The organism is Actinoallomurus sp. NPDC052274, assembly GCF_040679475.1.
Taxonomy (GTDB): domain Bacteria; phylum Actinomycetota; class Actinomycetes; order Streptosporangiales; family Streptosporangiaceae; genus Actinoallomurus; species Actinoallomurus liliacearum.
On record NZ_JBFAUT010000058.1, the window covers coordinates 1 to 24,438 of the forward strand.

Genomic DNA, 24,438 nt, shown 5'->3' on the forward strand with positions numbered 1-24,438 from the left:
AGTTAAGCCCTTCAGCGCCGATGGTACTGCACTGGAGACGGTGTGGGAGAGTAGGACGCCGCCGGACACTTACATAGATCAGGAAAGCCCGCCAGATATCTGGCGGGCTTTCCTGCGTTTACCGGCAGATTCACCGCAGGCGTCGCGCCCGCAGAACGGTGTCGTGGGTATGGTGCGTGCCGGCCGGGGCCGGGACGGTTCGCGGGCGGGATTCGTTGATGACAACGACCCAGTCGCCTCCGAGAAGCCCGGCGATGTCGCCGGGCTGGTAATAGTCGCCGGGGTCGAAGCCGTGTCCCTGCTGTGGGGACAGGCCGGCGAGGTCATGGCCGACGAAGAGCAGCGTCCCACCGGGCGCCACGGCCTTCAGCAGACCGTGCAGCGCCGTGTGGTCCGGCTGATGGCGAAGCGGGACGTACTGAGCGGACACCAGGTCGAATGCGCCCGCTGGAGGAGGCGTGACGGTTACGTCGGCGCATGCCCATGCCACGCGGCCGGCGACGTCCGTGGCTGCCGCGGCGGCGCGTTCCAGGGCGGTCCGGGAGACGTCGACCGCGGTGACCTGCCAGCCCTGTCGGGCCAGCCAGACCGCGTCGGCGCCTTCACCGCATCCGACGTCGAGCGCCTGCCCCGGCGGTAGGCCGGTGACCTCGGTGACGAGCACTCCGTTGGGTGCGCCGCTGAAGACCTGGTCGCGGCTGCGATACATCTCTTCCCAGAATCGAACGTCCATTGTCCGCTGTTCTCTCCTCGTCAGTGGGCGGCGGGCGTCCCCGGCGATGAGGCCGACCGCCGATCGCTCCCGCGTCCGATGATCGCCTCCGCCACCAACCTGCCCCTACTGCCCACAACCTGACAAAGTTCTTTGCGAAAAGCGCAAAAGCGTGGGCACAGTGAACGGATGAGCGATGAGCTCGATGCCGTACCGGCCGCGGTCGGACCACGGCTGCGCGAGTTGCGGCGCCGCAGCGGAGCGACGCTGACCGCGCTGTCGGAGACGACCGGCATTCCGGTCAGCACCCTGTCCCGGCTGGAGTCCGGGCACCGCAAGCCGGGCCTGGAGCTCCTGTTGCCACTGGCCAAGGCGTACCGGGCGCCGCTCGACGAACTCGTCGGGGCTCCGGTCGGCGGCGCCCCCGGGTGGACCCCCAGCCGTTCACTCACAAGGGCATGACCATCGTCCCGCTGACCCGCTGACCCGCTGACCCGCTGACCCGCTGACCCGCAGGCCCGCTGACCCGCAGGCCCGCTGACCCGCAGGCCCGCAGGCCCGCAGGCCCGGCGGGCTGCAGGCGTCCAAGCAGATCCTTCCCGCCGGCCTGGCCGATGGGGACCCCGATCCCCGGCCGCACGAGGGGTGGTACCACTGGCTGTACGTCCTCAGCGGACGACTACGCCTCGTTCTCGGCGACCGGGACCTCGTCCTCACGTCCGGCGAGGTCGCCGACTTCGACACCCACCTCCCGCACTGGTTCGGCAACGCCGACGCGCGGCGGGTGGAGTTCCTCAGCCTCCTCGGTCCCCCGGGGTGAACGCCTCCACATCAGAGCCCGCTATCGGCCCGTCTGACGGCCTGGGACGCTCGCTCGGTGGAGATGTGCCGCCTCGGACGCGGATCCCGGCCCGGACGGGCTCCTACCGGCTCAGGGGTGGGGACGGAGCGTGTCGATCGCCGTGCGCAGCTCCTCGACGCGCTGTTCGAGGGTGGCGACCGCCTTGGCGGCCTCCTCGTCCTGCGCCACCCACTGGCCGAGCGCGCCGACCTGCTCCTCGACCGCGGCGACGCGCCGGCCGAGCTCGGCCGTGAACTCCTCCGAGGGCGCCGCCGCGAACTGCGTGCGCAGCAGCTCCGACTGCTCACGGAGCTGCTGGTTCTTCCGGTACAGCTCGACGAAGACCGAGACCTTCGTGCGCAGCACCCAGGGGTCGAACGGCTTGGAGATGTAGTCGACGGCGCCGGCGGCGTACCCCCGGAAGGCGTAGTCCGGATCGGCGTCCGCGGCGGTCAGGAAGATGATCGGCACTTCGCGGGTCTTCCGGCGCCGTTTGATCGCGCGGGCGATCTCGAAGCCGTCCATCCCGGGCATGACGATATCGAGAAGGATCACCGCGAAGTCGTTCGTCAGCAAGGCTCGCAGAGCCTCTTCCCCCGAACGCGCGCGGATCATGTTCTGGTCGAGTGAACTGAGGATCGCCTCCAGTGCTACGAGGTTCTCCTCACGGTCATCGACCAGAAGAATGTTCGCCTTCTCGGCCACAGTCAGCCCTCCATCACGTGCGTGGCCGGTTGAGCCACGCCCTCATGATGTCAAGAAGGTGGTCGGCGTCGACAGGCTTGGGTACGTAGTCCGACGCACCGGACTCGATGCTCTTCTCCCGATCGCCCTTCATGGCCTTGGCCGTCAGGGCGATGATCGGCAGGTCGGCGAACTGCGGCATCCGCCGGATGGCCTCCGTCGTGGCGTAGCCGTCCAGCTCCGGCATCATCACGTCCATGAGGACGAGATCGACGTCCTCGTTGCGGTCGAGCGTGTCGATGCCCTCCCGGCCGTTCTCGGCGTACAGGACCTCGATGCCGTACTGCTCCAGCACGCAGGTCAACGCGAAGATGTTGCGGACGTCGTCGTCGACGATGAGGATCTTGCGGCCGGACAGCACCTCGTCGTCGATGGGCGAGGACTCGTACTCCTCGTCCTGCTCGAGGACGTCGAACGACGGCGCCTCGACGGGCGGGGCCGGCAGCGGCCGCCGCCGTTCCTCGCGTACGGGCGCGGCCGTGTCGGCGGCGTTCTCGAGGTAGCGGGCCGGCAGGTAGAAGGTGAACGTGCTCCCCTCACCCGGACGGCTGGCGACGTGGATCTCCCCGCCGAGCAACTGGGCGATGTCGCGGCTGATGGACAGGCCCAGGCCGGTTCCGCCGTACCGGCGGCTCGTCGTGCCGTCGGCCTGCTGGAACGCCTCGAAGATGGCCCGCAGGTTGTGCTCGTCGATGCCGATGCCCGTGTCGCTGACGGCGAACCCGAGGACCTCGGGGGCGCGGGCGAGGACCGGGTCGATGAACTCGACTCCGTTCGCCCGCCGGATGGTCAGCCGCACCTCGCCGGTGGCGGTGAACTTCACCGCGTTCGACAGCAGGTTCCGCAGCACCTGCTGGATCCGCTGCTCGTCGGTGTAGAGGTGCTCGGGCAGCCCGGGCTCGGCGTACACGTCGAAGCCGAGGCCCTTGTCGGCGGCCAGCGGCCGGAAGTTCGCGTCGACGAAGTCGACGAGCTCGCCGAGCGACACCCGCTGCGGGACCAGCTCCATCTTGCCCGCCTCGACCTTCGACAGGTCGAGGATGTCGTTGATGAGGCGCAGCAGGTCGCTGCCCGACTCGTGGATCGTCTTGATCAGCTCGACCTGCTTGGGCGTCAGGTTCTTGTCCGGGTTGCCGGCCAGGAGCTTGGCGAGCACGAGCAGGCTGTTGAGCGGAGTGCGCAGCTCGTGTGACATGTTCGTCAGGAACTCGGACTTGTACCGCGAGGACTGGGCGAGCTGTTCGGCGCGCTCCTCGAGCGTGCGGCGGGCCTGCTCGATCTGGAAGTTCTGCATCTCGATCGCGCGGTTCTGCTTCGCCAGCAGCGCCGCCTTCTCTTCCAGCTCGGCGTTGGAGCGCTGCAGCTCCTCCTGCTGGCGCTGCAGCTCGCTGGAACGGTCCTGCAGCTCGGCCGTGAGCCGCTGGGACTCGCCCAGGAGCGCCTCCGTACGGGAGTTCGCCGTGATCGTGTTGATCGTGACGCCGATCGTCTCCACGAACTGGTCGAAGAACGCCAGGTGCACCTCGCTGAACGGGCTGAACGAGGCCAGCTCGATCGCCCCGAGGACGCGGCTCTCGAACAGGATCGGCAGCACGATCAGATTGAGCGGGGACGCCTGCCCCAGGCCCGTACCGACGGTGATGTAACCGGCCGGCAGGTCGTGCACGAAGATCGGTTTGTGTTCCATGGCGGCCTGGCCGACGAGGCCGTCGCCCAGGCGGAACCGCACCTTCTCGATCTTGTCCTGGCTGAGGCCGTACCCGGTCTTCAGCACGAGCTCCGGCGCGCCGTCATCGGCCTCCTCGACGAGGTAGAACGCGCCGTACTGGGCGGAGGACAGCGGTGTGACCTCACTCATGATCAGCCGGGCGACCTCCATCAGGTCGCGGTGGCCCTGCATCAGGCCGGCGATCCGGGCGAGGTTGGTCTTCAGCCAGTCCTGCTGCTGGTTCGCGCGGGTGGTTTCGCGGAGGTTCGCCACCATGAGGTTGACGTTGTCCTTGAGCTCGGCGACCTCGCCGCGCGCCTCCACCGAGACGGACCCGGTGAGGTCGCCGCGGGCGACCGCGCTCGCCACCGACGCGATCGCGCGTACCTGACGGGTCAGGTTTCCGGCCAGCTCGTTCACGCTCTCGGTCAGGCGCTTCCAGGTGCCCGAGACGCCCTCGACCTCGGCCTGTCCGCCGAGCCGCCCCTCGCTGCCGACCTCGCGCGCCACTCGGGTCACCTCGTCGGCGAACGACGAGAGCTGGTCGACCATCGTGTTGATCGTCGTCTTGAGCTCCAGGATCTCGCCCTGCGCGTCGACGTCGATCTTCTTGGACAGGTCGCCGTTCGCGACCGCCGTGGTGACCTGGGCGATGTTGCGGACCTGACTGGTCAGGTTGTCCGCCATGGAGTTGACGTTGTCGGTGAGGTCCTTCCAGACGCCGCTGACGCCGCTGACCTTGGCGCGCCCGCCGAGGCGGCCCTCGGTACCGACCTCGCGGGCCACCCGCGTGACCTCGTCGGCGAACGAGGACAGCTGGCCCACCATCGTGTTGAGGGTGTCCTTGAGCTGGAGGATCTCGCCCTGCGCGTCGACCGTGATCTTCTTGGTGAGGTCCCCGCCGGCGACGGAGGTGGCGACCTGGGCGATGTTGCGGACCTGACTGGTCAGGTTGCCCGCCATGGAGTTGACGTTGTCGGTGAGGTCCTTCCAGACGCCGCTGACGCCGCTGACGCGGGCCTGGCCGCCCAGCCGGCCCTCCGTGCCCACCTCGCGGGCCACGCGGGTCACCTCGTTCGCGAAGGCCGACAGCTGGTCGACCATCGTGTTGAGGGTGTCCTTGAGCTGGAGGATCTCGCCCTGCGCGTCGACCGTGATCTTCTTGGACAGGTCACCGTTGGCGACGGAGGTGGCGACCTGGGCGATGCTGCGCACCTGGGCGGTGAGATTGCCCGCCATGGAGTTGACGTTGTCGGTGAGGTCCTTCCAGACGCCGCTGACGCCGCTGACGCGGGCCTGGCCGCCCAGTCGGCCCTCCGTGCCCACCTCGCGGGCCACCCGCGTGACCTCGTCGGCGAACGACGAGAGCTGGTCGACCATCGTGTTGACGGTCTCCTTCAGCTCCAGGAGCTCACCGGTCGCCTCGACCGTCACCTTCCGGGTCAGGTCACCCCGCGCCACCGCCGTCGTCACGAGGGCGATGTCGCGCACCTGACCGGTCAGCCGGCTCGCCATCGCGTTGACCGCGCCGGTGACGTCCCGCCAGCGGCCGGACATCTCCCGCGGCGCCGCCTGCCCGCCGAGCCGGCCCTCCGCGCCGACCTCCCGGGCGAGTTGCGTCACCTCCGCGGCGAACTCGTCGAGGTGCTCGACCATGCGGTTGACGCCCGACCCCATCCGCAGCAGCTCGCCGCGCCAGGGTCGCGTGCCGGTGTCGAGCTCGATGCGCTGGCTCAGATCGCCGTCGGCCACCGCGTCGACGACGCGCGCCATCGCGGTCGTGGACTGCACGAGCGTGTCGATCAGCGCGTTGGCCGCGGCGTTGCCCGTCGCCCAGGTGCCCTCGCCGCCCGCTCTCAGCCGCTCGTCGATCCGTCCTTCGTGGCGAACCTCACGTTGCACCCGTACGAGCTCGCCGGTGAGATGAGCGGCGCGCTCCTGAGCGTCGTTGAAGGCTCCGGCGATCTCGCCGAGTATGCCGTCACGCGAGGGATCGAGCCGCACGTCGAAGTCGCCGTCGCGCAGCGAGCACAACGCGTCGAGCACCGACCGCAGATCGGTCTCCGCGTACCTGGCGCGGGTCGGCGAATGGGACGTGCTTCGAGGCATTGATTCCTCCTAGCCTTCCACGCGTCGTGGCCGGGGGTCTGTACAGTCCACCCAGTGCATCTGCCACGATGGCAGCGTCCTGCATCCCCGAGACGAATCCAAGTGGCCGTGGAGAGCAACCAAAAGACGTACACGACCTTTCCGCCGGAGGTCGCTTCTGTCGCGGCCGCACGGCGCTTCGTGGGGAAGACACTCAGGGGCTGGGGCGTCGATGACGTGGACGACGCCATGCTACTCACCAGCGAACTCGTTACGAACGCAATCGTTCACGCCGGTACCGAGGTCGAGGTGGTCTGCGAGCTCATCGGCGGCCAGGTCAGGGTCGAGGTCCACGACCGGCACCAGGCCCGGCGCGTGCCCGTGCCGGGCGACCAGGTGAGCGGCCGCGGCCTGCTGTTCCCCGAGACGCTCGCGACATCCTGGGGCGTGACGTACGGCTCCGGCGGCAAGCACGTCTGGTTCACCGTCCCCGGCACCGGCGCCGCGGAGCAGACGCCGCCCCCCACGCCCCCCGAGGAGCTCGTCACCGCGCCGCAGTCCGCCCGCCCCACCGTCGACCAGCTCGCCCAGCGCGCGGCACAGGCCGCGCAGGACGCCATGGGCGCCGACTGCGTGTACGTCCTGCTCGCCGACGACGACGCCGAGCTGAGCCTGCGGGCGACGGCCGGCGTACGCCCCGAGGGCGCGGCGCTGGAGATCGGCCTGGAGGGCGCGCCGGTCGGCGGCCGGGGCGTGTACGCGGACCTGGGCGGCAGCCCGTACAACCTGCCGGCGCTCCAGGCCGCCGGGATCCGCTCGCTCGTCACCGCGCCGTTCACCGTCGACGGACGGGCGATCGGGCTGCTGATCGCCGCCTCCCGCGACGCCGGGCACTTCACCGAGGACGACGTCGAACACCTCCAGCGGATCGCCGACCGCCAGGCGCCCCCGCTCGAACGCGCCCGCCTCATGGAGCTCGAACGCGCCCGCCGGGGCTGGCTGGGCTTCCTCGCCGAGGCGAGCAGCATGCTCGCCGGCACGCTCGACCAGCAGATGACGATGGCGCTGGTCGCCCAGCTCATCGTTCCCCGCCTGGCCACCTGGGCCGCGGTGTTCACCGTCCGCGACACGGGTCTGGCGCTGCCCGCGTACGCCTGGCACGCCGACGAGACGATGGTCGCCGACCTGCGTACGCTGCTCGACCTGCTGCCGCCCGCGCCGCCGCCCGCCGAGCCCGGCCCCTGGGAGGGGTTCACGCCGGCGCCGTCCGGCGACCTGCCCCCGACCGCGCACCGGGTGACCGGCGACGTCGCCCACGTCTTCCCGCTGCTGGCGCGGGGCCGCAGCATCGGAACGCTCGTCGTCGGCGGCCCGAAGGGAGCGCGCTTCACCCGCGACGCGCTCGAACTCACCGAGGACCTCGCGGGCCGGGCCGCCCTCGCCATCGACAACGCCCGCCTGTACGAGGAGCAGGCGGCCATGAGCCGCACCCTTCAGCGCAGCCTCCTGCCGCCCGGCATCCCCACGATCCCCGGCCTGGACGTCGCGGTCGTGTACGACCCGGCCGGCGAGCACAGCGAGGTCGGCGGCGACTTCTACGACGTCTTCAACGTCGGCACGCGCTGGCGGTTCGCCATCGGCGACGTGTGCGGCACCGGCCCCGAGGCCGCCGCGGTCACCGGGCTCGCCCGGCAGGGCCTGCGGATCCTCGGCCGGGAGGGGCACTCGATCCCCGAGGTGCTCGAACGCCTCAACGCGCTGATCCTGGAGGAGGCGACCCGCGCCCCGTTCCTCACCCTCCTGCACGGCGAGCTGGAGCCGCTCGGCGACGGCCGGCTCCGTGTGACGTACGCCACGGCCGGCCACCCGCCGCCGCTGTTCCTCAGCCCGAGCGGCATCGTCAAGGGCGAGGACCACTCCGACCTGATGCTCGGCGTCTTCCCCGAGGCGACGTTCGAGGTGAAGACCACGATCCTCAAACCCGGGCACGTCCTGCTCGGCTTCACCGACGGCGTGACCGAGCGACGCAACGGCGACCGGCTCCTGGGCGACGACGGCGGTCTCGAACGCATCCTCGCGGGCTGCGTCGACCTGAACGCCGGCGCGGTCGCGGCCAAGGTCATGCGCGCCGTCCGGAGCTTCTCCCCGGAGCCCTCCCACGACGACACCGCCCTGATCGTCCTCCGCGTCGAGGAGTGACCCCGGCCGGCCGGTAGAACGTGTCCGGGAGCGGCTCGTACGGCCGCGGACCGAAGCCACCGGCCATCCCGCGGACACCGGCCGGTTCAACGGCTGTCCGCAGGCGCCAGCCGGTTCAGCGGCGCTTCCCGCCGGCACCCACCGTCCCGTCTGCGGTCGCCGGCGCGCTGCCCGCCCTGAGCAGGCGGCCGTGTCGTCCGGGGGCAGCCCGAGCACCGGACGGCCGAAGGTGTGGTCGATGGACAGCAGATCCGACTCGGCAACGGATCACCACGCCCGGTCCCGGCTCCGCTTCAGGCCCCGGCGGTCCCGTCCGCACCGGCCTCCGCCGCACCGGCGGTCTCGTCTGTCCCGTGAGCACCGGCAGCGCTCGCCGGGCGGGCGGACGGTCGGCGTCGGTGGTGGTGGGGGGCGGCCTCGTACCCGCCGAGGTGCGCGTCGAGGTCGAGGCGGTCGCGCATCGCCTCAACACGACCCGCGGCGGCAGCGCCGATCCGGGGCGTTCAGCGCACGACATCCCAGCGACCGGGGCCGTTCGCGGGTCAGTGCCGGCGCAGACCTTCGCGGATGGCGATCTCGACGGGGGAGTACGCGCCGTCGGCGCGCTCCAGCTCATTGGGTACAGCCGGGTGCAGCGGTGGCTGCGCCATGAAGCGGGGCCGTTTCCCGTGATGCGGCTGGGCGGCGTGGACGAGGAACGGGTGGCACAGGTAGACGTCGCCGGGCCGCCCCGTCGCGTACGCGAGGGGCCGGTGCGCGGACGCCGCCTCGACCTCGGCCGCGACCGCGAACATGGACACGCCCTCCTCGCCGTACGGCTCAAGGATCGGCGGGACGTCCAGGTGCGAGCCGACGCGGACGCGGGTGGGCGCATCCTGTTCCCCGACCTCGCTGAACAGGAACAGCATGAGCAGCGCGCGGTCCTTCGACCGCACGTTCACGTGATTCCAGGTGACCCCGTCCAGCGAGTAGCTCGACTCGATGTGCCACCCGGCGTCGTCCGGCTCGTCCTCGTGCGGGAACCGCAGCGGGAACGTCCCCAGCGACCGGCGTGGCACCCAGCGTCCCGGCCCGACGAGCCGGTCGAACGCGTCGTGCAGGACGGGGGTGTTCGCCGCCTCGACGAACGGCTCGGCGGCCATGTCCCCGACCCGGTACACCGGCTCGGCCCAGGTCGCGGGGTCATCCGGGGCATAGCCCGTCTCCGCCCAGAGCAGCTCCGCACACGCCCGCGCCGTACCCTCCGGAACCGCCTGCTCGATCTTCACGAACCCGTCCCGCAGGAACGTCTCGACCATCACATCACTCACGACCCGCCATTCTCCGCAACGAAGATCCGGAAAGCACCCGGTTTTCCTGGTGGCGCCCGGACACACGTAGATCCCTGGCGATCGCAGCGCTCTAGCGTCACCGGACGCCAGGGATCAGCGACGTGCCGGGCACGCCGGCATCCCGATCTCGGGTCATGCCATCTCTGCGATGTGGCGGAGGAGACAGCCGGGGCGAGGGCAGGGGCGGGGCCGGCCGGTCCAGCCGTTCCTGCGCAGGACGAGAGCGACCTGGGCGGCGACGTGACACGGGCGCTCGGTGACGTCGCGCCAGCCGTAGCGGAGCGGATCACGACCCTCGACGACGGCCGCGTTGTCCCGGCGCATGTCCCGGAACATCGTCTCCTGCCGGTGGACGCGGCCGTCCAGGTGGACGACCGTCGCGGGCCCGCCATAGTCGACGTCGTCGTAGATCGTTCCTTCCCCGATCACCCGCCGGAGCTGACGGCTGCCCTTGGGCAGTCCATGCGCGCGCTCGACCTCCCGGTAGTAGCGAAGCTCGAACGAGTTGTGCGCGCCGTCGGCGGCGTCCTCCAGGGCGTACTGGAGCTCGCGCCGGTGCCGGACCTTTCTCCGCGCCCGTAAGGCCGCCGCCAGTCGCTCCGGAGTGGTCAGACGGCCGCCGCAGGCACGGCTGAGCCAGTCGATGGCCGTGTCGAGGTCCGGAGCGGTCTGGGTGAGGTCCAGAACGGTGTCCTCGACGCGCGTGCGCGGCGGCGCCTGGGCGGGATGCCGCCTGTCGGAGAGATGCGCCGAGAAGTGCACGCGAATCCCCGGCGCCGCCACCGGACGACGCCGCCCGTCCGGAACCGTCACATGGATGACCGCGGAGGGCCGATCGGCCAGACCGTACAGCTCGGCGGCGGTCTCATGGCTGAGGACGGCATCGGGGGAGTGCCGCACCCCGGGTTCGAGACGCGGCCTGCGGCTGCACGCCAGGACCGCCGCCCACAGCTCGGCCGCCCGCGCGAGGTCGCCGTTGAACGTCGCGCACACCCCCGGATACCGGACCGCCCACCGGCCGGCCTGGATGAGGGTGCGCACCGCGCTATCCGGCGTCCCGTGCTCGCGGAGCTGCCACCGCGCCACCACCCCGGCCTGCGCCCGGATGAGCAGGACGAGGTCGGGATCCATAGGCGGACGACGTCTCGGCATGCCCACAACGTTGGCGGCCTCGCGAGCCGTCCACGAGCCCCGAAGGTGGTTCTGTGGACGACGGCCTGCCCGCAGGCACGACCCTCTGGCGATCGCTGCGTTCTATCGGCTGCGATCGCCAGGGATCAGACTTCGTCGCCCGCTGCTACGCGTCGATCGTGGGATCGCAGTGAAGATCCGCTACTTCTACGCAGTTGCCGTTCTGGTAGGTGTGAGAGCTCGTGCGCCACTCCGCGCGAGACAGGTCGGGGGTCATCTCGCGCCTCCCTCCACCGTCAGGTCAGGTTCTTAAGTGCTGATTCGATCATAATCCGGCTGCGATCGGTGTTCTCGGCCTCGGCCATGAGGTGATCGAAGGAGTTGGCGTACGGGAGGACCTCCATGGGATCGGCGACGTAGAGGTTCCCGCCGATCGTCTCCACGTTCACCACATCCAAGTCCGTGTGCTGGTGGAAGCCCAGGATGCTGAACGACCCGACCATCCCGGGATGGGCGCCCCGGCGGTAGGGGATCACTTGGACCGAGGTCTTCGGGTGTTCGGAGACGTCCAGTAGGTGGTGCAGTTGGGCACGCATGACCTCGGATCCGCCTACGGACCGTTGGATGACGGACTCGTCGATCACCACCCAGAGTTGGGGCCGATCCGCCTTGTCCAGGATCTTCTGTCGGATCATTCGTACTTCGACGCGACGAGAGATCTCCTCATCGTTGAGATCTTGAGGTCCGCCCTGGATCAGGGCGTGGGCATAGTCGGCCGTTTGCAGCAGCCCTGGCACGGACGCGAGGTCGAAGTTGCGTACGGACGTGGCCTCTGATTCGAGGCCGATGTAGATCTCGTACTGGTGAGGGACGACGTCTCGGTAGGCGTACCACCATCCCCGCTTGCGGGCGTCCTTGGCGAGTTGCACGAGGCCGTCCCGTCGGCCGGGTTCGGTGACGCCGTACAGCTCGACCATCAGGCGGACGTCGTTCGGGTGCGGGGTCGTGCGCCCGGTCTCGATGCGGAAGACCTTCGTCTGATGCCAGTCCAGGCGTTCGGCCACCTGCTCCTGAGTGAGCTGTGCGGCTTCGCGGAGGCGCTTCAATTCGGCGATGAGTTGGCGGCCCCGAATGCTCGGGCTGTGACCTGCGGGCATGAATTGTTCCTCCGGTCATGATCCTTTGACGGTCTCCGTTGTGCAGGGCTGCACGGTGGTGCTATCCATTGGAGTGCTCTGTAACAGTGTGTCATTAATCGATCTCTCTACGTGAGGGAACGAAAGAACCGGAGGATGCGCGATGACGGCTGACGCGACGCGTTATCGGCTGCTGACCGCACTCGCCTGGCACCTCGCCGCGCTGAGACGCACGTCGCTGATCGTCGTACCGAGCCATGGAGAGCCGGTCCTGTACCTGCCGAGACGGGATGGAACCAAGCTCGGCATCGCGGCGGGGCAGCGGGACGACGGCGCGTGGGACTTCCTCTGGGGCCGCACGGGCAGGGCGGGAGCCGAGCCTGTCATCGCGGCCGCCCACCTGATCGCCAAGGCGGCCGCGTGATGGCCCCCGGCATGCTGGGAGCGATCACCATTCAGGGCCGTCCCGAAGAGGTCGCCACGGCGCGCTGGTTCGTCGCCCGTGTCCTGCGGGGGCATCCGCACGCCGACACGGCGATCCTGCTGACCAGCGAGGCGGTGACCAACGCCGTCGTCCACACCGCCTCCGGCGATGGCGGAACCGTCTCGGTCAGGCTGACCGAGGGCTCAGGCGGCCTGCGTGTCGAAATCGCCGACGACGGCGGGCCGACGATTCCGACCCCACGCTTGGCCGACCAGCTCTCCGAGGGCAGCCGGGGCCTGTTCCTGATCGCGGAACTCGCCGTCCGAAGCGGCTACACGCCGACCGGTCGCGGCGGCATGTACTGGTTCGAGCTCTGAGTGATTCCAGCCTGATCCCTGGCGATCGCTGCGTTCTATCGGCTGCGATCGCCAGGGATCAGGTTTCGCGGCTCGTTGCCACGCGGCGATCGTCGGGGGATCTGGGGTCAGGCCTCGAACAAATGCTCTGTTTCGGCGGCTACGAGGTTCAGCAGGTGGGCGGTGAAGTAGACCGTTCCCAGGCCCACGATCCGCTCGCCCAGAGAGGCGAGGCGCTCTCGGGTCAGCTCCGTGTCGTCCATGACCGTCCAATGGGGCGGCAGCGGGTGGGTGAATCGCAGGTGCCGGTACTCCGGCAGCCGTACGTAGGTCACGGGGAGGTCGGCCAGCTCGGCGATGACGCCGGCGACGTCCTTGTGGTCGGGCAGGCAGACGAGGACGTGATCGACGCGGCCCCAGCGTCCGTACGCCTCGGTCAGCGCCGTGGCGGCGCCCGACCGGTCGATCGCCGAATCGATCAGGATCATGGTGCCGGGCAGCCGATGCCAGGACAGGCGGCCGGGGAGCCGTACGGAGGACAGCACCCGGCGCAGCCGGTCGGGCGGCGGCTGCGGGCGTCCCACCGCGTCGAGCAGGCGCTCGGCGGCGGCGCAGCCGAGCTCCGCGTTCCGCCGGCCGTACGCGGCGGGCAGGACCGCCTGAGGCAGATCGCTCGGGCCGATCACCTCCGGTTTCACCCGGTCGTGGGTGCGGGCGGCGACGGTCGCGGCGATCGACTCGGTGACGGGTGGGCTCTGCGGGAGGGAGACGACGGCGGAGGTGGTCGCGGCCGTGACGCCCGCCTTGTTCGCCGCGATCTCGGCGGGAGAGTCGCCGAGGACGCCGACGTGCTCGGCGAAGACCTCGGTCATGGCGACGACGTCCGGGGCGAACAGGCTGACCTCGTCGGAGACGCCGCCCATGCCGGCCTCGAGGACGATGACGTCGGCGCCGACGGCTCGCGCGTGCAGCACACCCGCGATCGTGAACAGGCCGCTCGGTGACAGGTAGCCCTCGCCGCTCCGCCGTTCGGGCAGGCGCCGGGCCGCGTCGCGGACGCGCTCGCCGAGCCGGGCCAGGTCGGCGTCGGAGATCGCGGCGCCGTCGACGCGGATGCGTTCGCGCTCCCGGCGCAGGGCCGGGCTGGTGACCGTGACGACGCGGCGCCCGGCCGCGGCGAGGGCCGCGGAGGCGTAGGTGGCGGCCGTGCCCTTGCCCTTGGAACCGACCACGGTCAGCAGCGGGATCCCGGCGGTGCCGGCGTCCAGCGCGCGCACGAGGAGGCCCGCGCGCTCGACGCTCCGCTTGGCACCGGGGCCGCGCCGGTCCCACTCCGCGAAGAACGCGTCGCTCCCATCGGTCACCCTCCGACCATAGCGACGAGCGGAGTCCTGATCATCGGCCGGCGTGGCGGACCGATGACGCCATCGCGCCGCCCGGCGGGCACAGTGCTCGGTGAAAGCCCGACCTGCCGGGTGGATCGTCCCGATGGCGGGCCTGCTTCCAGCGGCTTCGCCGAGCGTTACGCCCGCCGCGACGCCGACCGCACCACCGGTGGCGAGACGCCGGCTCGTGACCCCGCATACCGGTGATGAGGGCGGCCGGCTCGCGCGGACGGGGCCGGGGATCATGCCGGTCTGACTCAAGCGCGGCGCGTTAGTAGGCTGCTGGGGTGAGTGCGACCAGGTATGAGGAGGCCGTCAAGGGCATCAGGGCCCGGGGGGTCGAATGGGACATCGATCCCACGTTGGACCGGATGCGTGATCTGGCGGACGTTCTCGGGTCGCCGCAGCGGGCGTACCCCGTCATCCACATCACCGGGACGAACGGCAAGTCCAGCACGGCCCGGATGATCGAGGCGCTGTTGCGGGAGCGGGGGCTGCGGGTCGGCCTGTACACCAGTCCCGAGCTGCACTCGATGCGCGAGCGGATCGCGATCGACGGGGCGCCGGTGAGCGAGGAGCGGTTCGCCGAGCTGTACGCGGACGTCCTGCCGTTCATCGAGCTGACCGACGCCAAGCATGACGTCAAGGTGTCGTTCTTCGAGACGCTGACCGCGATGGCGTTCGCCGCGTTCGCCGACGCGCCGGTCGACGTCGCCGTCGTCGAGGTGGGCATGGGCGGCACCTGGGACGCGACCAACATCGCCGATGGGGCGGTGGCGGTGATCACGCCGATCGGTCTCGACCACACCCGCTGGCTCGGGTCCACGGTGGAGGAGATCGCGACGGAGAAGGCCGGGATCATCAAGCCCGACTCGATCGCCGTGCTCGCCCAGCAGCCGGTCGAGGCGGCGCAGGTGCTGGTGCGGCGCGCCACCGAGGTCGGGGCGACCGTCGCCCGCGAGGGGCTGGAGTTCGGCGTCCTGGGCCGCGAGATGGCGGTGGGCGGTCAGCTCGTGCGGCTGCAGGGGCTGCACGGCGTGTACGACGAGGTGTTCCTGCCGTTCTTCGGCGCGCACCAGGCGGGCAACGCGGCGTGCGCGCTGGCCGCGGTGGAGGCGTTCGCGCGGGGCCGGGCGACCGGTGAGTCGGAGACCGACAGCGACCAGCTCGATCCCGAGCTCGTGCGCCAGGCGTTCGTCAACGCGACGTCGCCGGGGCGGCTGGAGGTCGTACGGACGGGACCGACCGTGCTGGTCGACGCCGCGCACAACCCGGCCGGCATGGCGGCCACCGTCGAGGCTCTGACGGAGGAGTTCGGGTTCACCCGGTTGGTCGGCGTGCTGGCGGTGATGGCCGACAAGGACGTGACCGGCCTGCTCGAGGAGCTCGAGCCGGTGCTGGAGGAGGTCATCGTCGCCCGCAACTCCTCCGCCCGGTCGATGCCGGCCCAGGAGTTGGCGGACCTGGCGCAGGACGTCTTCGGCGAGGACCGCGTGCGCCTGGTGCCCCGGCTGGACGACGCGATCGACCAGGCCATCGCGCTGGCCGACGAGTCCGGGGAGTTCGCGGGCGCCGGTGTGCTGATCACCGGGTCGGTCACGACGGCGGGCGACGCCCGCGTGCTGCTGCGGGTGGGCGAGTGACCCGCCGTACGGGTGCGGGGAAGAAGGGGGCCGGCCGGTGAGGAGACTGTGCGCCGTCATGCTCACGCTGCAGGCGGTGGTGACCTTGCTGGCGATCCCTGTGGCGATCTCGGTCGCGCACACGGACGCGACGACGGCCGGGATCGTGGGAGGCGCCCTGGCCCTCGCGGGGCTGCTGATCGCCGGGCTGCTGCGGTACCGCTGGGCCTACGTCGCGGGCAGTGTGTTGCAGATTCTGGTCATTGCGACGGGATTCGTGGTTCCGGTGATGTTTTTCCTCGGTGTCATATTCGGCGCTCTCTGGGCGGCGTCGATTTGGGTCGGTCGCCGGGTGGAAGGCGCGCAATCGCGCTAATCTCACGGGTGGCCTTTCCAATCGTCCCGTATCGCTAATCTTTACAAATGCCAAAAAATCGACATTTGGCGTAAGGCGCATCTTTGGCGGGCGGGACCGATGATCTCCCGAGGAGATTCCGGATGTCCATGCCCCCCGGAAAGATGTCCACGCCTCCCGGAAGACGGGACGCCGCCGGGTTCGCCGTGCTGCTGGTCGTCGTCGTCACGGCGGTCCCCGCGGCGGTCGTCATGCTGCCCGACACGGCGTCGTACGTGATGCCGCAGGCGCTCCGCGACCTCGGCCTGTCCGACGGCCGGGCGGCCGGGCTGGTCCGTGCCTGCGGCCTGGCGCTGCCCGCCCTCCTTCTCGCGACGCCGCCCGCGACCGCGCTGGTCCGCCGCGTGCCCGCCTGGCTCGTGCTGTTCGCGGGGCTCGCCGCCCTGCTCGGCGCCCAGGCGCTCTCGGTGCACGCGACGTCCGTCCCGGAGGTCGCCGCCGTGCGGCTGGCCGAGGGCGCCGGTGGCGGAGTCGTCTTACCGGCCACCCTGGCACTGGCCCGGGAGCAGCGGCGCCGCCGCACGGCGTCCTCCGTCTGGGCCGGCGTGCTCGTCGCGGCGCTGCTGCTGGCCACGCCGCTCGCGCTGGCCGCGACGGCCGGCTCGGACCCCGACGGGGTGGAGTGGCGGGCGATCCTGCGCCCGTACTGGTGGCTGAGCGCGATCGCCCTGGTCGGCACCGCCCTGCTCGGGCTGCTGAGAGCGGGTTCGGACACCCGCCGCGCCGTCCCGCCGCCCGCCTCGCGCGCGGAGCGCGTGCAACTGCTGCTGCCGGTCGTTCCCGCGGCCGGCTTCGCCTTCCTGGCGGTGGTCACGACGTACGACTGGTCGCCGGGGGCGCAGTTGCTGCTGGCGGCCTGCGGGATCGCCGGGCTGCTCGGGCTCGCCGTGGTCGGCTCCCGCGACGCGACCACCGGCAGCCCGCTCGGGTACGCCGTCGTCATGCTGGCCGCGGGCCTGCTGACCATGCCGGTGACCGGGCCGCTCGCCGGGCTGGTCGGCGGCCGGGCCGTGCCGCTGACGGCCTTCCTGGCGGGCGCGGCGGGGGCGCTGGCCGCCGCCCTCCTGGCGGGTTCGCTCGGCCGGAGCGCGGGCCGCGGCGCGGTGTTGTGCGGGTACGGCCTGGGCATCGTCGCGATCTTTCTCCTGCTGACCATGGGGGCGGCGGCGAGCCTGTGGACGCTGCTGACCGCGCTGTGCGCGCTCGGCGCGGGAACGGGCCTGGCGGTCGGGGCCGCGCTGCGCCACACCGAGGCGGGCCCGGCCCTGTTCGGCCTGTCGCTGTGCTTCCCGGCGGTGCTCGGCGGCCACCTCGTCGTCGGGCCGCTGCAGATCGCGAAGGTCGGCGCCGTCACCCGGGCGGGCGGCGGGCCGATGGCGGCGCTGTACGCCCTGACCGCGGCGTACCGGCTGTGGCTGGTGGCGGCGGGCGTCATCGTGGTGGTCCTCGCGGCCGTGACCGCGTGGGTGAGCCGGACCCGCGCGGGAGCCTCCCCGGCCGGCCCCGCGGACTCGGACGGAGCGGCGCTGCCGGCCGGGTAAGATCGCACCGATATGCGGCAGCCCGGCCGTGGCGACCTGCGCGGATACGGTCAGGGCCCCGGCCGGCCGGTGGCCTCCCGCCGCGGCGGGCGGGCCGTGGCCCACGCTGAAGATCGCACCCGGTAGACCAAGGAGAATCATCCGTGTCCGAACGCACTCTTGTCCTCGTCAAGCCCGACGGCGTGCGCCGCGGCCTCGTCGGGGACGTCATCGCGCGCATCGAGCGCAAGGGCCTCAAGCTCGCCGCCCTGGAGCTCCGTACGCTGGAGCGCGAGGTCGCCGAGACGCACTACGAGGAGCACCGGGAGAAGCCGTTCTTCGGCTCGCTGGTGGAGTTCATCACCGGCGGTCCGCTCGTCGCGATGGTGGTCGAGGGGCCGCGCGCGATCGAGGCGTTCCGCGCCCTGGCCGGCGCCACCGACCCGGTCGTCGCCGCGCCCGGAACGATCCGCGGGGACCACGCGTTGGAGATCCAGGAGAACGTCGTGCACGGCTCCGACTCGCCCGCGTCCGCCGAGCGCGAGATCAAGCTGTTCTTCCCCGACCTTTTCTGAACATTGGTCGCATAACCGCGCGGGCCGGGTACCTACGGCCCGCGCGTTTGTTTTCCCAGGCCCGGCACCCGGCACGGACCTGACCCGGAGCACGACGCGCGGGATCGGGTCTGCGTCAACCGGGATCTCTCGCGTTACCATGAGAATGCGTTCCGCACGCCCGCCAATCCGGAAGGGCTCCCTTTCTTCATGGGTAACAAGCTGTCGTTCCTGGGCCGTGACATGGCAGTCGATCTGGGTACGGCGAACACCTTGGTCTATGTGCGCGGCCGGGGCATCGTTCTGAACGAGCCGTCGGTCGTCGCGATCAACACCAACACGGGCAAGATCGTGGCGGTGGGCATCGAGGCCAAGCGGATGATCGGCCGTACCCCGGGCAACATCGTCGCGGTCCGTCCGCTCAAGGACGGTGTGATCGCCGACTTCGACGTCACTGAACGCATGCTGCGGTACTTCATCCAGAAGGTCCATAAACGCCGACATTTCGCCAAGCCGCGGATCGTCGTGGCCGTGCCCAGCGGGATCACGGGTGTTGAGCAGCGCGCCGTGAAGGAGGCCGGCTACCAGGCCGGCGCCCGGCGGGTGTACATCATCGAGGAGCCCATGGCCGCCGCGATCGGCGCCGGCCTGCCCGTGCACGAGCCGACGGGCAACATGGTCGTCGACATCGGGGGCGGCACCACCGAGGTCGCGATCATCTCGCTCGGCGGCATCGTGACGAGCCAGTCGATCCGGGTGGGCGGCGACGAACTCGACCAGGCGATCATCTCCTACGCGAAGAAGGAGTACTCCCTGATGCTCGGGGAGCGCACCGCGGAGGAGATCAAGATGGCGATCGGGTCGGCGTACCCGTTCGACGACGAGCCGCACGCCGAGATCCGCGGCCGCGACCTCGTCAGCGGCCTGCCGAAGACGATCGTCATCTCCGCCGAGGAGATCCGCCGCGCCATCGAGGAGCCGGTCAACTCGGTCGTCGACGCGGTCAAGACCACGCTCGACAAGTGCCCGCCCGAGCTGTCCGGCGACATCATGGACCGCGGCATCGCGCTCACCGGCGGCGGCGCCCTGCTGAAGAACATCGACGAACGGCTCCGGGAAGAGACCGGCATGCCGATCCACATGGTCGACAACCCGCTCGACTCGGTCGTCCTCGGCTCCGGTAAGTGTGTCGAGGACTTCGAGGCGCTGCGCCAGGTCCTCGTGCCCGAACCGCGACGTTAGGGAACCGGCCGGTGAACGACACCCGGCGAACGCGCGCCGTCCTCGGGATCCTGCTGCTGATCTCCCTGGCCATGATCACCGTCGACTACCGCGGGGGCGAGGACTCACCGTTGCGCGGGCTGCGTTCCTTCGGCGAGGCGATCTTCGGGCCGATCGAGGACGCGTCGGCGGCCGTCATCACGCCGGTCGGGCACGCGCTGGACACGATCATCGGCAGCCCGGACGCCCACCGGCGCATCAACCGGCTCGAACGCGAGAACCAGCGGCTGCGCCAGCAACTGCGGACGACGCAGATCGACAAGAGCCGTGCCGAGCAGCTCCACCGGCTGCTCGGCACCGCCGGTCTGGGCGGCTACCGGATCGTCGCCGCGCAGGTCATCTCGGCCGGAGAGGGCGTCGAGGAGACCGTCACCATCGACGCCGGCAGCGGCGACGGCGTCCGTACCGACATGACGGTGATCACCGGAGACGGCCTCGTCGGACGGATCACCCAGGTCGGGCCGACCACCTCGACGGTGCTGCTGGCCACCGACGCGGCCTCCTCGGTCGGCGGGCGGCTCGAGGGCTCGGGGGAGATCGGCGTCGTACGCGGGACCGGCCGGCGCAGCGGCTCCCCCCTCACCTTCGAGCTTCTGGACTCCACCGTGCAGATCAAACCGGGCCAGCGCATCGTCTCGTTCGGCTCGCAGGGCAACCGGCCGTACGTCCCGGGGGTCCCGATCGGCACCGTCATCCGCATCGAGCGGACGCCGGGATCGCTGACCCGCACCGCCGTCGTCCGCCCCTTCACGCACTTCACCGGCCTCGACGTCGTGGGCGTGGTCGTGGCGCCGCCGAAGAAGAACCCGCGCGACGCCGTCCTGCCCCCGGCCCCGCCCAAGCCGCCGCCCAGCCCGTCCCCGTCGCCGTCCAACCCGGGACCGGCCACCCCGACCCCGCCGCGACACGGGTCCTCGCCCCCGCAGGCGATGCCGAGCGCGGAGGAGTCCGCGTCCGCCGGGCCGTCCAGAGCGCGCAGGTCGTCCACGTCGACCGAGGCACCGAGATCGCGCAGGACGCTGACGTCCACCGAAGAACCGAGGCAGCGCAGGCCGCGCACGCCGCACTCGCCGGGAGACTGATCCATGTCACGCAACGTCCTGGCCGCGATCGCCGTCACCGCCGCGCTCCTGCTGCAGGTGACGGTCGCCAACCGGCTGCCGCTGCCCGGCTCGGTCAGCCCCAACCTCGTGCTCCTGACCGTGGTGGCGCTGGCACTGGTCAACGGCTCGATGACCGGCCTGGTCACCGGGTTCTTCGCCGGGCTGGCCAGCGACATCGTGCCGCCCGCCGACCACACCATCGGACGCTACGCCTTCGTGTACTGCCTGATCGGTTACGTCTGCGGGCAGGCCGCCGACGAGCTCGAGCGCTCGCCCGTGCTGCCGTTCGTCGCGGTGGCCGCCGGCGCGCTCGCCGGGTCGGTGCTGTACGCGATGGTCGGCATGCTGCTCGGCGACCCCCGCACGCGCTGGCCGGTGGTGTCCCACCAACTGCCGATCCAGGTGCTCTACGACGTGATCGCCAGCCCGTTCGTGGTCTGGGCCGTGCTGCGGCTGACCAGGCGGGCCGAACGCCAGCACGACCCGGGGGGACTCGACGCGGTTCCCGGTTTCTATCGGGCGCGCTAGACGGAGGAGGGGATTTGGGTCCGCGTTCGCACGTGCGGCTCGTCGTCCTGCACGTGCTCGTCATGTCGCTGCTGCTGTCGCTCGGCGGGCGGCTGTGGTACCTGCAGGTCATGAACGGCGCGCACTACAAGAAGGTCGCCGCCGACAACCGGATCCGCGACATCGTGGTGCCCGCCGTTCGCGGGCAGATCCTCGACGACGTCGGGCGGCCGCTCGTACGGAACCGGACCGCCCTGGTCGTCTCGGTCGACCGGACGGCGCTGATGCGCCAGCGCGACGGCGGCAAGGCGGTGCTGAAGCGCCTGGCGGCCCTGCTCGGCACTCCGTACGACCAGGTCGCCCTGAAGGTCCGGCTGTGCGCCCCGGGGATCAAGCGGCCCTGCTGGCCGGGCTCGCCGTATCAGCCGATCCCCATCGACGACCGCGTCGACTCCCGCAAGGCTCTGCAGATCATGGAGCGCCAGGAGGACTTCCCCGGCGTGACCGCCCAGCTCGAACCGGTGCGCGACTACCCGCGCACCGAGGGGGCCACCGCCGCGCAGGCGCTCGGCTACCTCCAGCCGATCACCCAGGAGGAGCTGAACAGCCGCAAGGGCCTGAAGGTCACCGGGTTCAGCGGCGTCGACCTGATCGGCCGTGACGGGCTGGAGGCCACCTACGACAGCGACCTGCGCGGCGTTCCGGGCGACCGGCGGCTCCTCGTCGACAACCGCGGCCGCGTGACCGGGACCGCCTCCGAACAGCCGCCGGTCGGCGGCGGCACCCTCGTCACCAGCATCGACGCCAAGGTGCAGGGGATCGTCGAGAAGGCGCTCGATCAGGCCATGAAGGACGCCCGCCACCGCGGCACCCCGGCCGACTCGGCGGCGAGCGTGGTCATGGACGTCCGCACCGGGCGGATCATCGCGCTCGCCAGCTTCCCGACCTACGACCCGTCCGTGTGGACCGGCGGCATCTCCCAGGACGAGTACGACGCGCTGCTCAGCAAGCAGCACGGCCAGCCGCTGGTCTCCCGGGCGACGGACGGTCAGTTCGCCCCCGGATCGACGTTCAAGATCTCCTCACTGCCGGCGGCCATCAAGGACGGGTACTCCCTGCACGGCATCTACCCCTGCCCGTCGTCGTACATGGTCGGGGCCCGGGCGTTCAGCAACTTCGAGGGCGAGTCGGGCGGCGACATCGACCTGCACCGCGCCCTCGTCATGTCCTGCGACACGATCTTCTACAAGTTCGCGTACGAGGAATGGCTGCGCGACGGCGGCATGCACCCGGTGAAGAACCCCAAGGACCCGATGGAGAAGATGGCCAGGGCGTACGGCTTCGGCAAGCGCACCGGCATCGACCTGCCAGGGGAGGCGCCCGGCCGGATCCCGGACCGCGGCTGGAAGCTCTCCTACTGGAACGACACCAAGAAGACGGACTGCAAACGGGCCAAGACCGGCTACCCGGAGATCGCCAAGTCCGATCCGGCCCGCGCCGCGTACCTCAAGTCGATCTCCTCGGAGAACTGCGTCGACGGGTACGTCTTCCGCGCCGGTGACGCCGCCAACTTCTCCGTCGGCCAGGGCGACGTGCTCGTCACCCCGCTGCAACTGGCCCGCGCGTACGCCGCGCTCGCCAACGGCGGCACGCTGTGGAGTCCGCGGGTCGGCAAGGCGGTCATCGCCCCGGACGGGTCGGTGGCCCGCCGCATCGACCCGGTGAAGGCGGGACGGCTGCCCGTGCCGTCCAAGGTGCTCTCCTACATCAGGAACGCGCTCGCGGACGTGCCGAAGCAGGGCACGGCCGCCGGCGCCTTCGGCGGCTTCCCCTTCGACAAGCTGGCCGTCGCCGGCAAGACCGGCACCGCCGAGGTGTACGGCAAGAAGGACACCTCATGGTTCGCGTCCTTCGCCCCGGCGAACAAGCCGCGCTACGTCGTCGTCGCCATGGTCACCCAGGCGGGCACCGGCGCCACCACGGCGGCGCCCGCCGTCCGCCAGATCTGGGAGGGCATGTACGGCCTCACCGGGAAGCCCGCGGCGCTGCCCGACGGCAACGTCCCGGACCGGCTGCCGACCCTCGCGCCCGACGGCACGGTGAACGCCCCGCCCGGATTCGCCGTGACCTCGGCGGACAGGCAGCCGGCGACCGAGACCCGCCGGCGGAGACCACGATGACCGGGCGGCGACATGATCAGTGAGTACGGCGGGGCGCTCGGCCGGCGGCGCTCCCTGCCGGCCCGGCTGCTGGCCTCACCCGCGCGGCGACTCGACTGGCTCCTCCTCCTCGCCGTGCTCGCGCTGTCCGTCATCGGCTCGCTCCTCGTGTACTCCGCGACCCGCGCCGACGGCTCCGACGGCTCCGACGGCTTCCTGAAGAAGCACCTCCTCAACCTGGCGATCGGGTTGGCCCTCGGCGGTGTGACGACGGCCCTGGACTACCGGCTGCTGCGCGCGTACGCGCCGATCGTCTACGGCGCGGCCTGCCTCGGCCTGGCCGTCGTCCTCACGCCGATCGGCGCCACCGTGAACGGCTCGCACTCGTGGATCGTGGTCGGCGGCGGGTTCCAGGTCCAGCCGTCGGAGTTCGCCAAGGTCGGCATGGTCGTGCTGCTGGCGATGATCCTGGGTGAGCCGCGCGACGGAGAGATCGGGCCGGGCCGGCGCGACATCCTGCTCGCCCTGGCGCTGGCCGCGCTGCCCGCCGGGCTGGTGATGCTGCAGCCGGACCTCGGCACCACCCTGGTGTTCGCCACCGTGATCATCGGTGTGCTGGCGATGTCCGGGGCGCCGAAACGGTGGGTCGGCGGGCTCGTCGGGGCCGCGCTGTCACTCGCGCTGACGGTCTGGTCGCTGCACCTGCTCAAGCCCTACCAGGTCCACCGGTTCACCGCCTTCGCCGACCCGTCGGCCGATCCGCAGGGCGCCGGGTACAACGCCCGGCAGGCCCGCATCGCCGTCGGATCCGGCGGCGTCTTCGGCAACGGGCTGTTCCACGGCGAGCAGACCAACGGCCACTTCGTCCCCGAGCAGCACACCGACTTCATCTTCACCGTCGCGGGGGAGGAGCTCGGATTCGTCGGCGCGGCACTGATCATCGGGTTGCTGGGCGTGGTGCTGTGGCGCGGACTGCGCATCGCCCGCGAGGCCGCCGACCTGTTCGGCGGGCTGGTGGCCACCGGCGTCGTGTGCTGGCTGGCGTTCCAGGCGTTCGAGAACATCGGCATGACCGTCGGCATCATGCCGATCACGGGCCTGCCCCTGCCCTTCGTCTCGTACGGCGGCTCGGCCTCCTTCGCCAACTTCATCGCCGTCGGCCTCCTCCAGACCGTCCACCTCCGCCACAACCCGTACGACTGAGCGGCGGGCGGACGGTCTG

At 71.0% G+C, this 24,438-nt stretch carries 20 protein-coding genes and 1 pseudogene; 13 read left to right on the forward strand and 8 right to left on the reverse strand.

Translation table 11 applies throughout. The features are described 5' to 3' along the window. Positions 1-130: 130 nt before the first annotated feature. The gene (locus tag AB0K82_RS35285) at positions 131-733 is read right to left on the reverse strand and encodes a methyltransferase domain-containing protein (protein ID WP_364405396.1); all 603 of its coding nucleotides are present in this window, start codon (positions 731-733) and stop codon (positions 131-133) included. Positions 734-901: 168 nt separating this feature from the next. Here AB0K82_RS35285 and AB0K82_RS35290 point away from each other — a divergent pair. Next, positions 902-1,569, forward strand: a pseudogene (locus AB0K82_RS35290) (XRE family transcriptional regulator). Between the two features lie 74 nt (positions 1,570-1,643). Here AB0K82_RS35290 and AB0K82_RS35295 read toward each other — a convergent pair. Together AB0K82_RS35295 and AB0K82_RS35300 are read right to left on the reverse strand one after the other, a co-directional pair. Beyond that, a complete protein-coding gene (locus AB0K82_RS35295; protein ID WP_364405397.1) occupies positions 1,644-2,258 on the reverse strand; it encodes a response regulator in 615 nt (204 codons plus the stop codon). A 13-nt stretch (positions 2,259-2,271) separates the two neighbouring features. Then, on the reverse strand, positions 2,272-6,114 hold the full coding sequence (locus AB0K82_RS35300; protein ID WP_364405399.1) for a HAMP domain-containing protein: 3,843 nt from the start codon (positions 6,112-6,114) through the stop codon (positions 2,272-2,274). Between the two features lie 108 nt (positions 6,115-6,222). Here AB0K82_RS35300 and AB0K82_RS35305 point away from each other — a divergent pair, with 108 nt between their 5' ends. Next, entirely contained in the window at positions 6,223-8,292 is a 2,070-nt protein-coding gene (locus AB0K82_RS35305; RefSeq protein WP_364405401.1) for a SpoIIE family protein phosphatase, read from the forward strand. Positions 8,293-8,834: 542 nt separating this feature from the next. Here AB0K82_RS35305 and AB0K82_RS35310 read toward each other — a convergent pair. From AB0K82_RS35310 to AB0K82_RS35325, 4 genes are all read right to left on the reverse strand, one after another. Further along, positions 8,835-9,602 carry a phytanoyl-CoA dioxygenase family protein gene (locus AB0K82_RS35310; RefSeq protein ID WP_364405403.1) on the reverse strand — a complete coding sequence of 256 codons (768 nt, stop codon included), beginning with the start codon at positions 9,600-9,602 and terminating at the stop codon, positions 8,835-8,837. A 153-nt stretch (positions 9,603-9,755) separates the two neighbouring features. Further along, positions 9,756-10,754 carry a hypothetical protein gene (locus AB0K82_RS35315; RefSeq protein WP_364405405.1) on the reverse strand — a complete coding sequence of 333 codons (999 nt, stop codon included), beginning with the start codon at positions 10,752-10,754 and terminating at the stop codon, positions 9,756-9,758. Between the two features lie 166 nt (positions 10,755-10,920). Continuing rightward, the gene (locus tag AB0K82_RS35320) at positions 10,921-11,031 is read right to left on the reverse strand and encodes a DUF397 domain-containing protein (RefSeq protein ID WP_364405406.1); all 111 of its coding nucleotides are present in this window, start codon (positions 11,029-11,031) and stop codon (positions 10,921-10,923) included. A gap of 19 nt (positions 11,032-11,050) precedes the next feature. Continuing rightward, positions 11,051-11,911, reverse strand: a complete 861-nt coding sequence (locus AB0K82_RS35325; RefSeq protein WP_364405408.1) for a helix-turn-helix transcriptional regulator — start codon at positions 11,909-11,911, stop codon at positions 11,051-11,053. Between the two features lie 142 nt (positions 11,912-12,053). Here AB0K82_RS35325 and AB0K82_RS35330 point away from each other — a divergent pair, with 142 nt between their 5' ends. Both AB0K82_RS35330 and AB0K82_RS35335 read left to right on the forward strand, forming a co-directional pair. After that, positions 12,054-12,314, forward strand: a complete 261-nt coding sequence (locus AB0K82_RS35330; RefSeq protein ID WP_364405410.1) for a hypothetical protein — start codon at positions 12,054-12,056, stop codon at positions 12,312-12,314. Then, the gene (locus tag AB0K82_RS35335; protein ID WP_364405412.1) at positions 12,314-12,691 is read left to right on the forward strand and encodes an ATP-binding protein; all 378 of its coding nucleotides are present in this window, start codon (positions 12,314-12,316) and stop codon (positions 12,689-12,691) included. The genes AB0K82_RS35330 and AB0K82_RS35335 overlap by 1 nt, the downstream gene beginning before the upstream one ends. Positions 12,692-12,798: 107 nt before the next feature. Here the strand turns inward: AB0K82_RS35335 and AB0K82_RS35340 are convergent, their stop codons facing one another. Continuing rightward, complete coding sequence (locus AB0K82_RS35340; RefSeq protein WP_364405414.1) at positions 12,799-14,034, reverse strand: hypothetical protein; 1,236 nt, start codon at positions 14,032-14,034, stop codon at positions 12,799-12,801. A 392-nt stretch (positions 14,035-14,426) separates the two neighbouring features. Between AB0K82_RS35340 and AB0K82_RS35345 the strand changes: the two genes are divergently transcribed. From AB0K82_RS35345 to rodA, 9 genes are all read left to right on the forward strand, one after another. Beyond that, positions 14,427-15,698 (forward strand): Mur ligase family protein, encoded by a 1,272-nt coding sequence (locus AB0K82_RS35345; RefSeq protein WP_364405475.1) that lies wholly within the window; start codon positions 14,427-14,429, stop codon positions 15,696-15,698. A gap of 37 nt (positions 15,699-15,735) precedes the next feature. Further along, positions 15,736-16,053, forward strand: coding sequence for a DUF4233 domain-containing protein (locus tag AB0K82_RS35350; protein WP_364405416.1), 318 nt, complete (start codon positions 15,736-15,738; stop codon positions 16,051-16,053). Between the two features lie 122 nt (positions 16,054-16,175). Beyond that, positions 16,176-17,633, forward strand: a complete 1,458-nt coding sequence (locus AB0K82_RS35355; protein ID WP_364405418.1) for a hypothetical protein — start codon at positions 16,176-16,178, stop codon at positions 17,631-17,633. Between the two features lie 143 nt (positions 17,634-17,776). Then, positions 17,777-18,187: a nucleoside-diphosphate kinase gene (gene ndk / locus AB0K82_RS35360; protein WP_364405420.1), complete on the forward strand. Its 411-nt coding sequence runs from the start codon at positions 17,777-17,779 to the stop codon at positions 18,185-18,187. A 189-nt stretch (positions 18,188-18,376) separates the two neighbouring features. Then, positions 18,377-19,408 (forward strand): rod shape-determining protein, encoded by a 1,032-nt coding sequence (locus AB0K82_RS35365; protein WP_364405421.1) that lies wholly within the window; start codon positions 18,377-18,379, stop codon positions 19,406-19,408. A gap of 11 nt (positions 19,409-19,419) precedes the next feature. Beyond that, positions 19,420-20,529, forward strand: coding sequence for a rod shape-determining protein MreC (mreC, locus tag AB0K82_RS35370; protein ID WP_364405423.1), 1,110 nt, complete (start codon positions 19,420-19,422; stop codon positions 20,527-20,529). Positions 20,530-20,532: 3 nt separating this feature from the next. After that, positions 20,533-21,078 carry a rod shape-determining protein MreD gene (mreD, locus tag AB0K82_RS35375; protein ID WP_364405425.1) on the forward strand — a complete coding sequence of 182 codons (546 nt, stop codon included), beginning with the start codon at positions 20,533-20,535 and terminating at the stop codon, positions 21,076-21,078. A 14-nt stretch (positions 21,079-21,092) separates the two neighbouring features. Further along, a complete protein-coding gene (gene mrdA, locus AB0K82_RS35380; protein ID WP_364405427.1) occupies positions 21,093-23,237 on the forward strand; it encodes a penicillin-binding protein 2 in 2,145 nt (714 codons plus the stop codon). 12 nt (positions 23,238-23,249) lie between these two features. Next, positions 23,250-24,419 carry a rod shape-determining protein RodA gene (gene rodA, locus AB0K82_RS35385; RefSeq protein ID WP_364405429.1) on the forward strand — a complete coding sequence of 390 codons (1,170 nt, stop codon included), beginning with the start codon at positions 23,250-23,252 and terminating at the stop codon, positions 24,417-24,419. Positions 24,420-24,438: the final 19 nt, after the last annotated feature.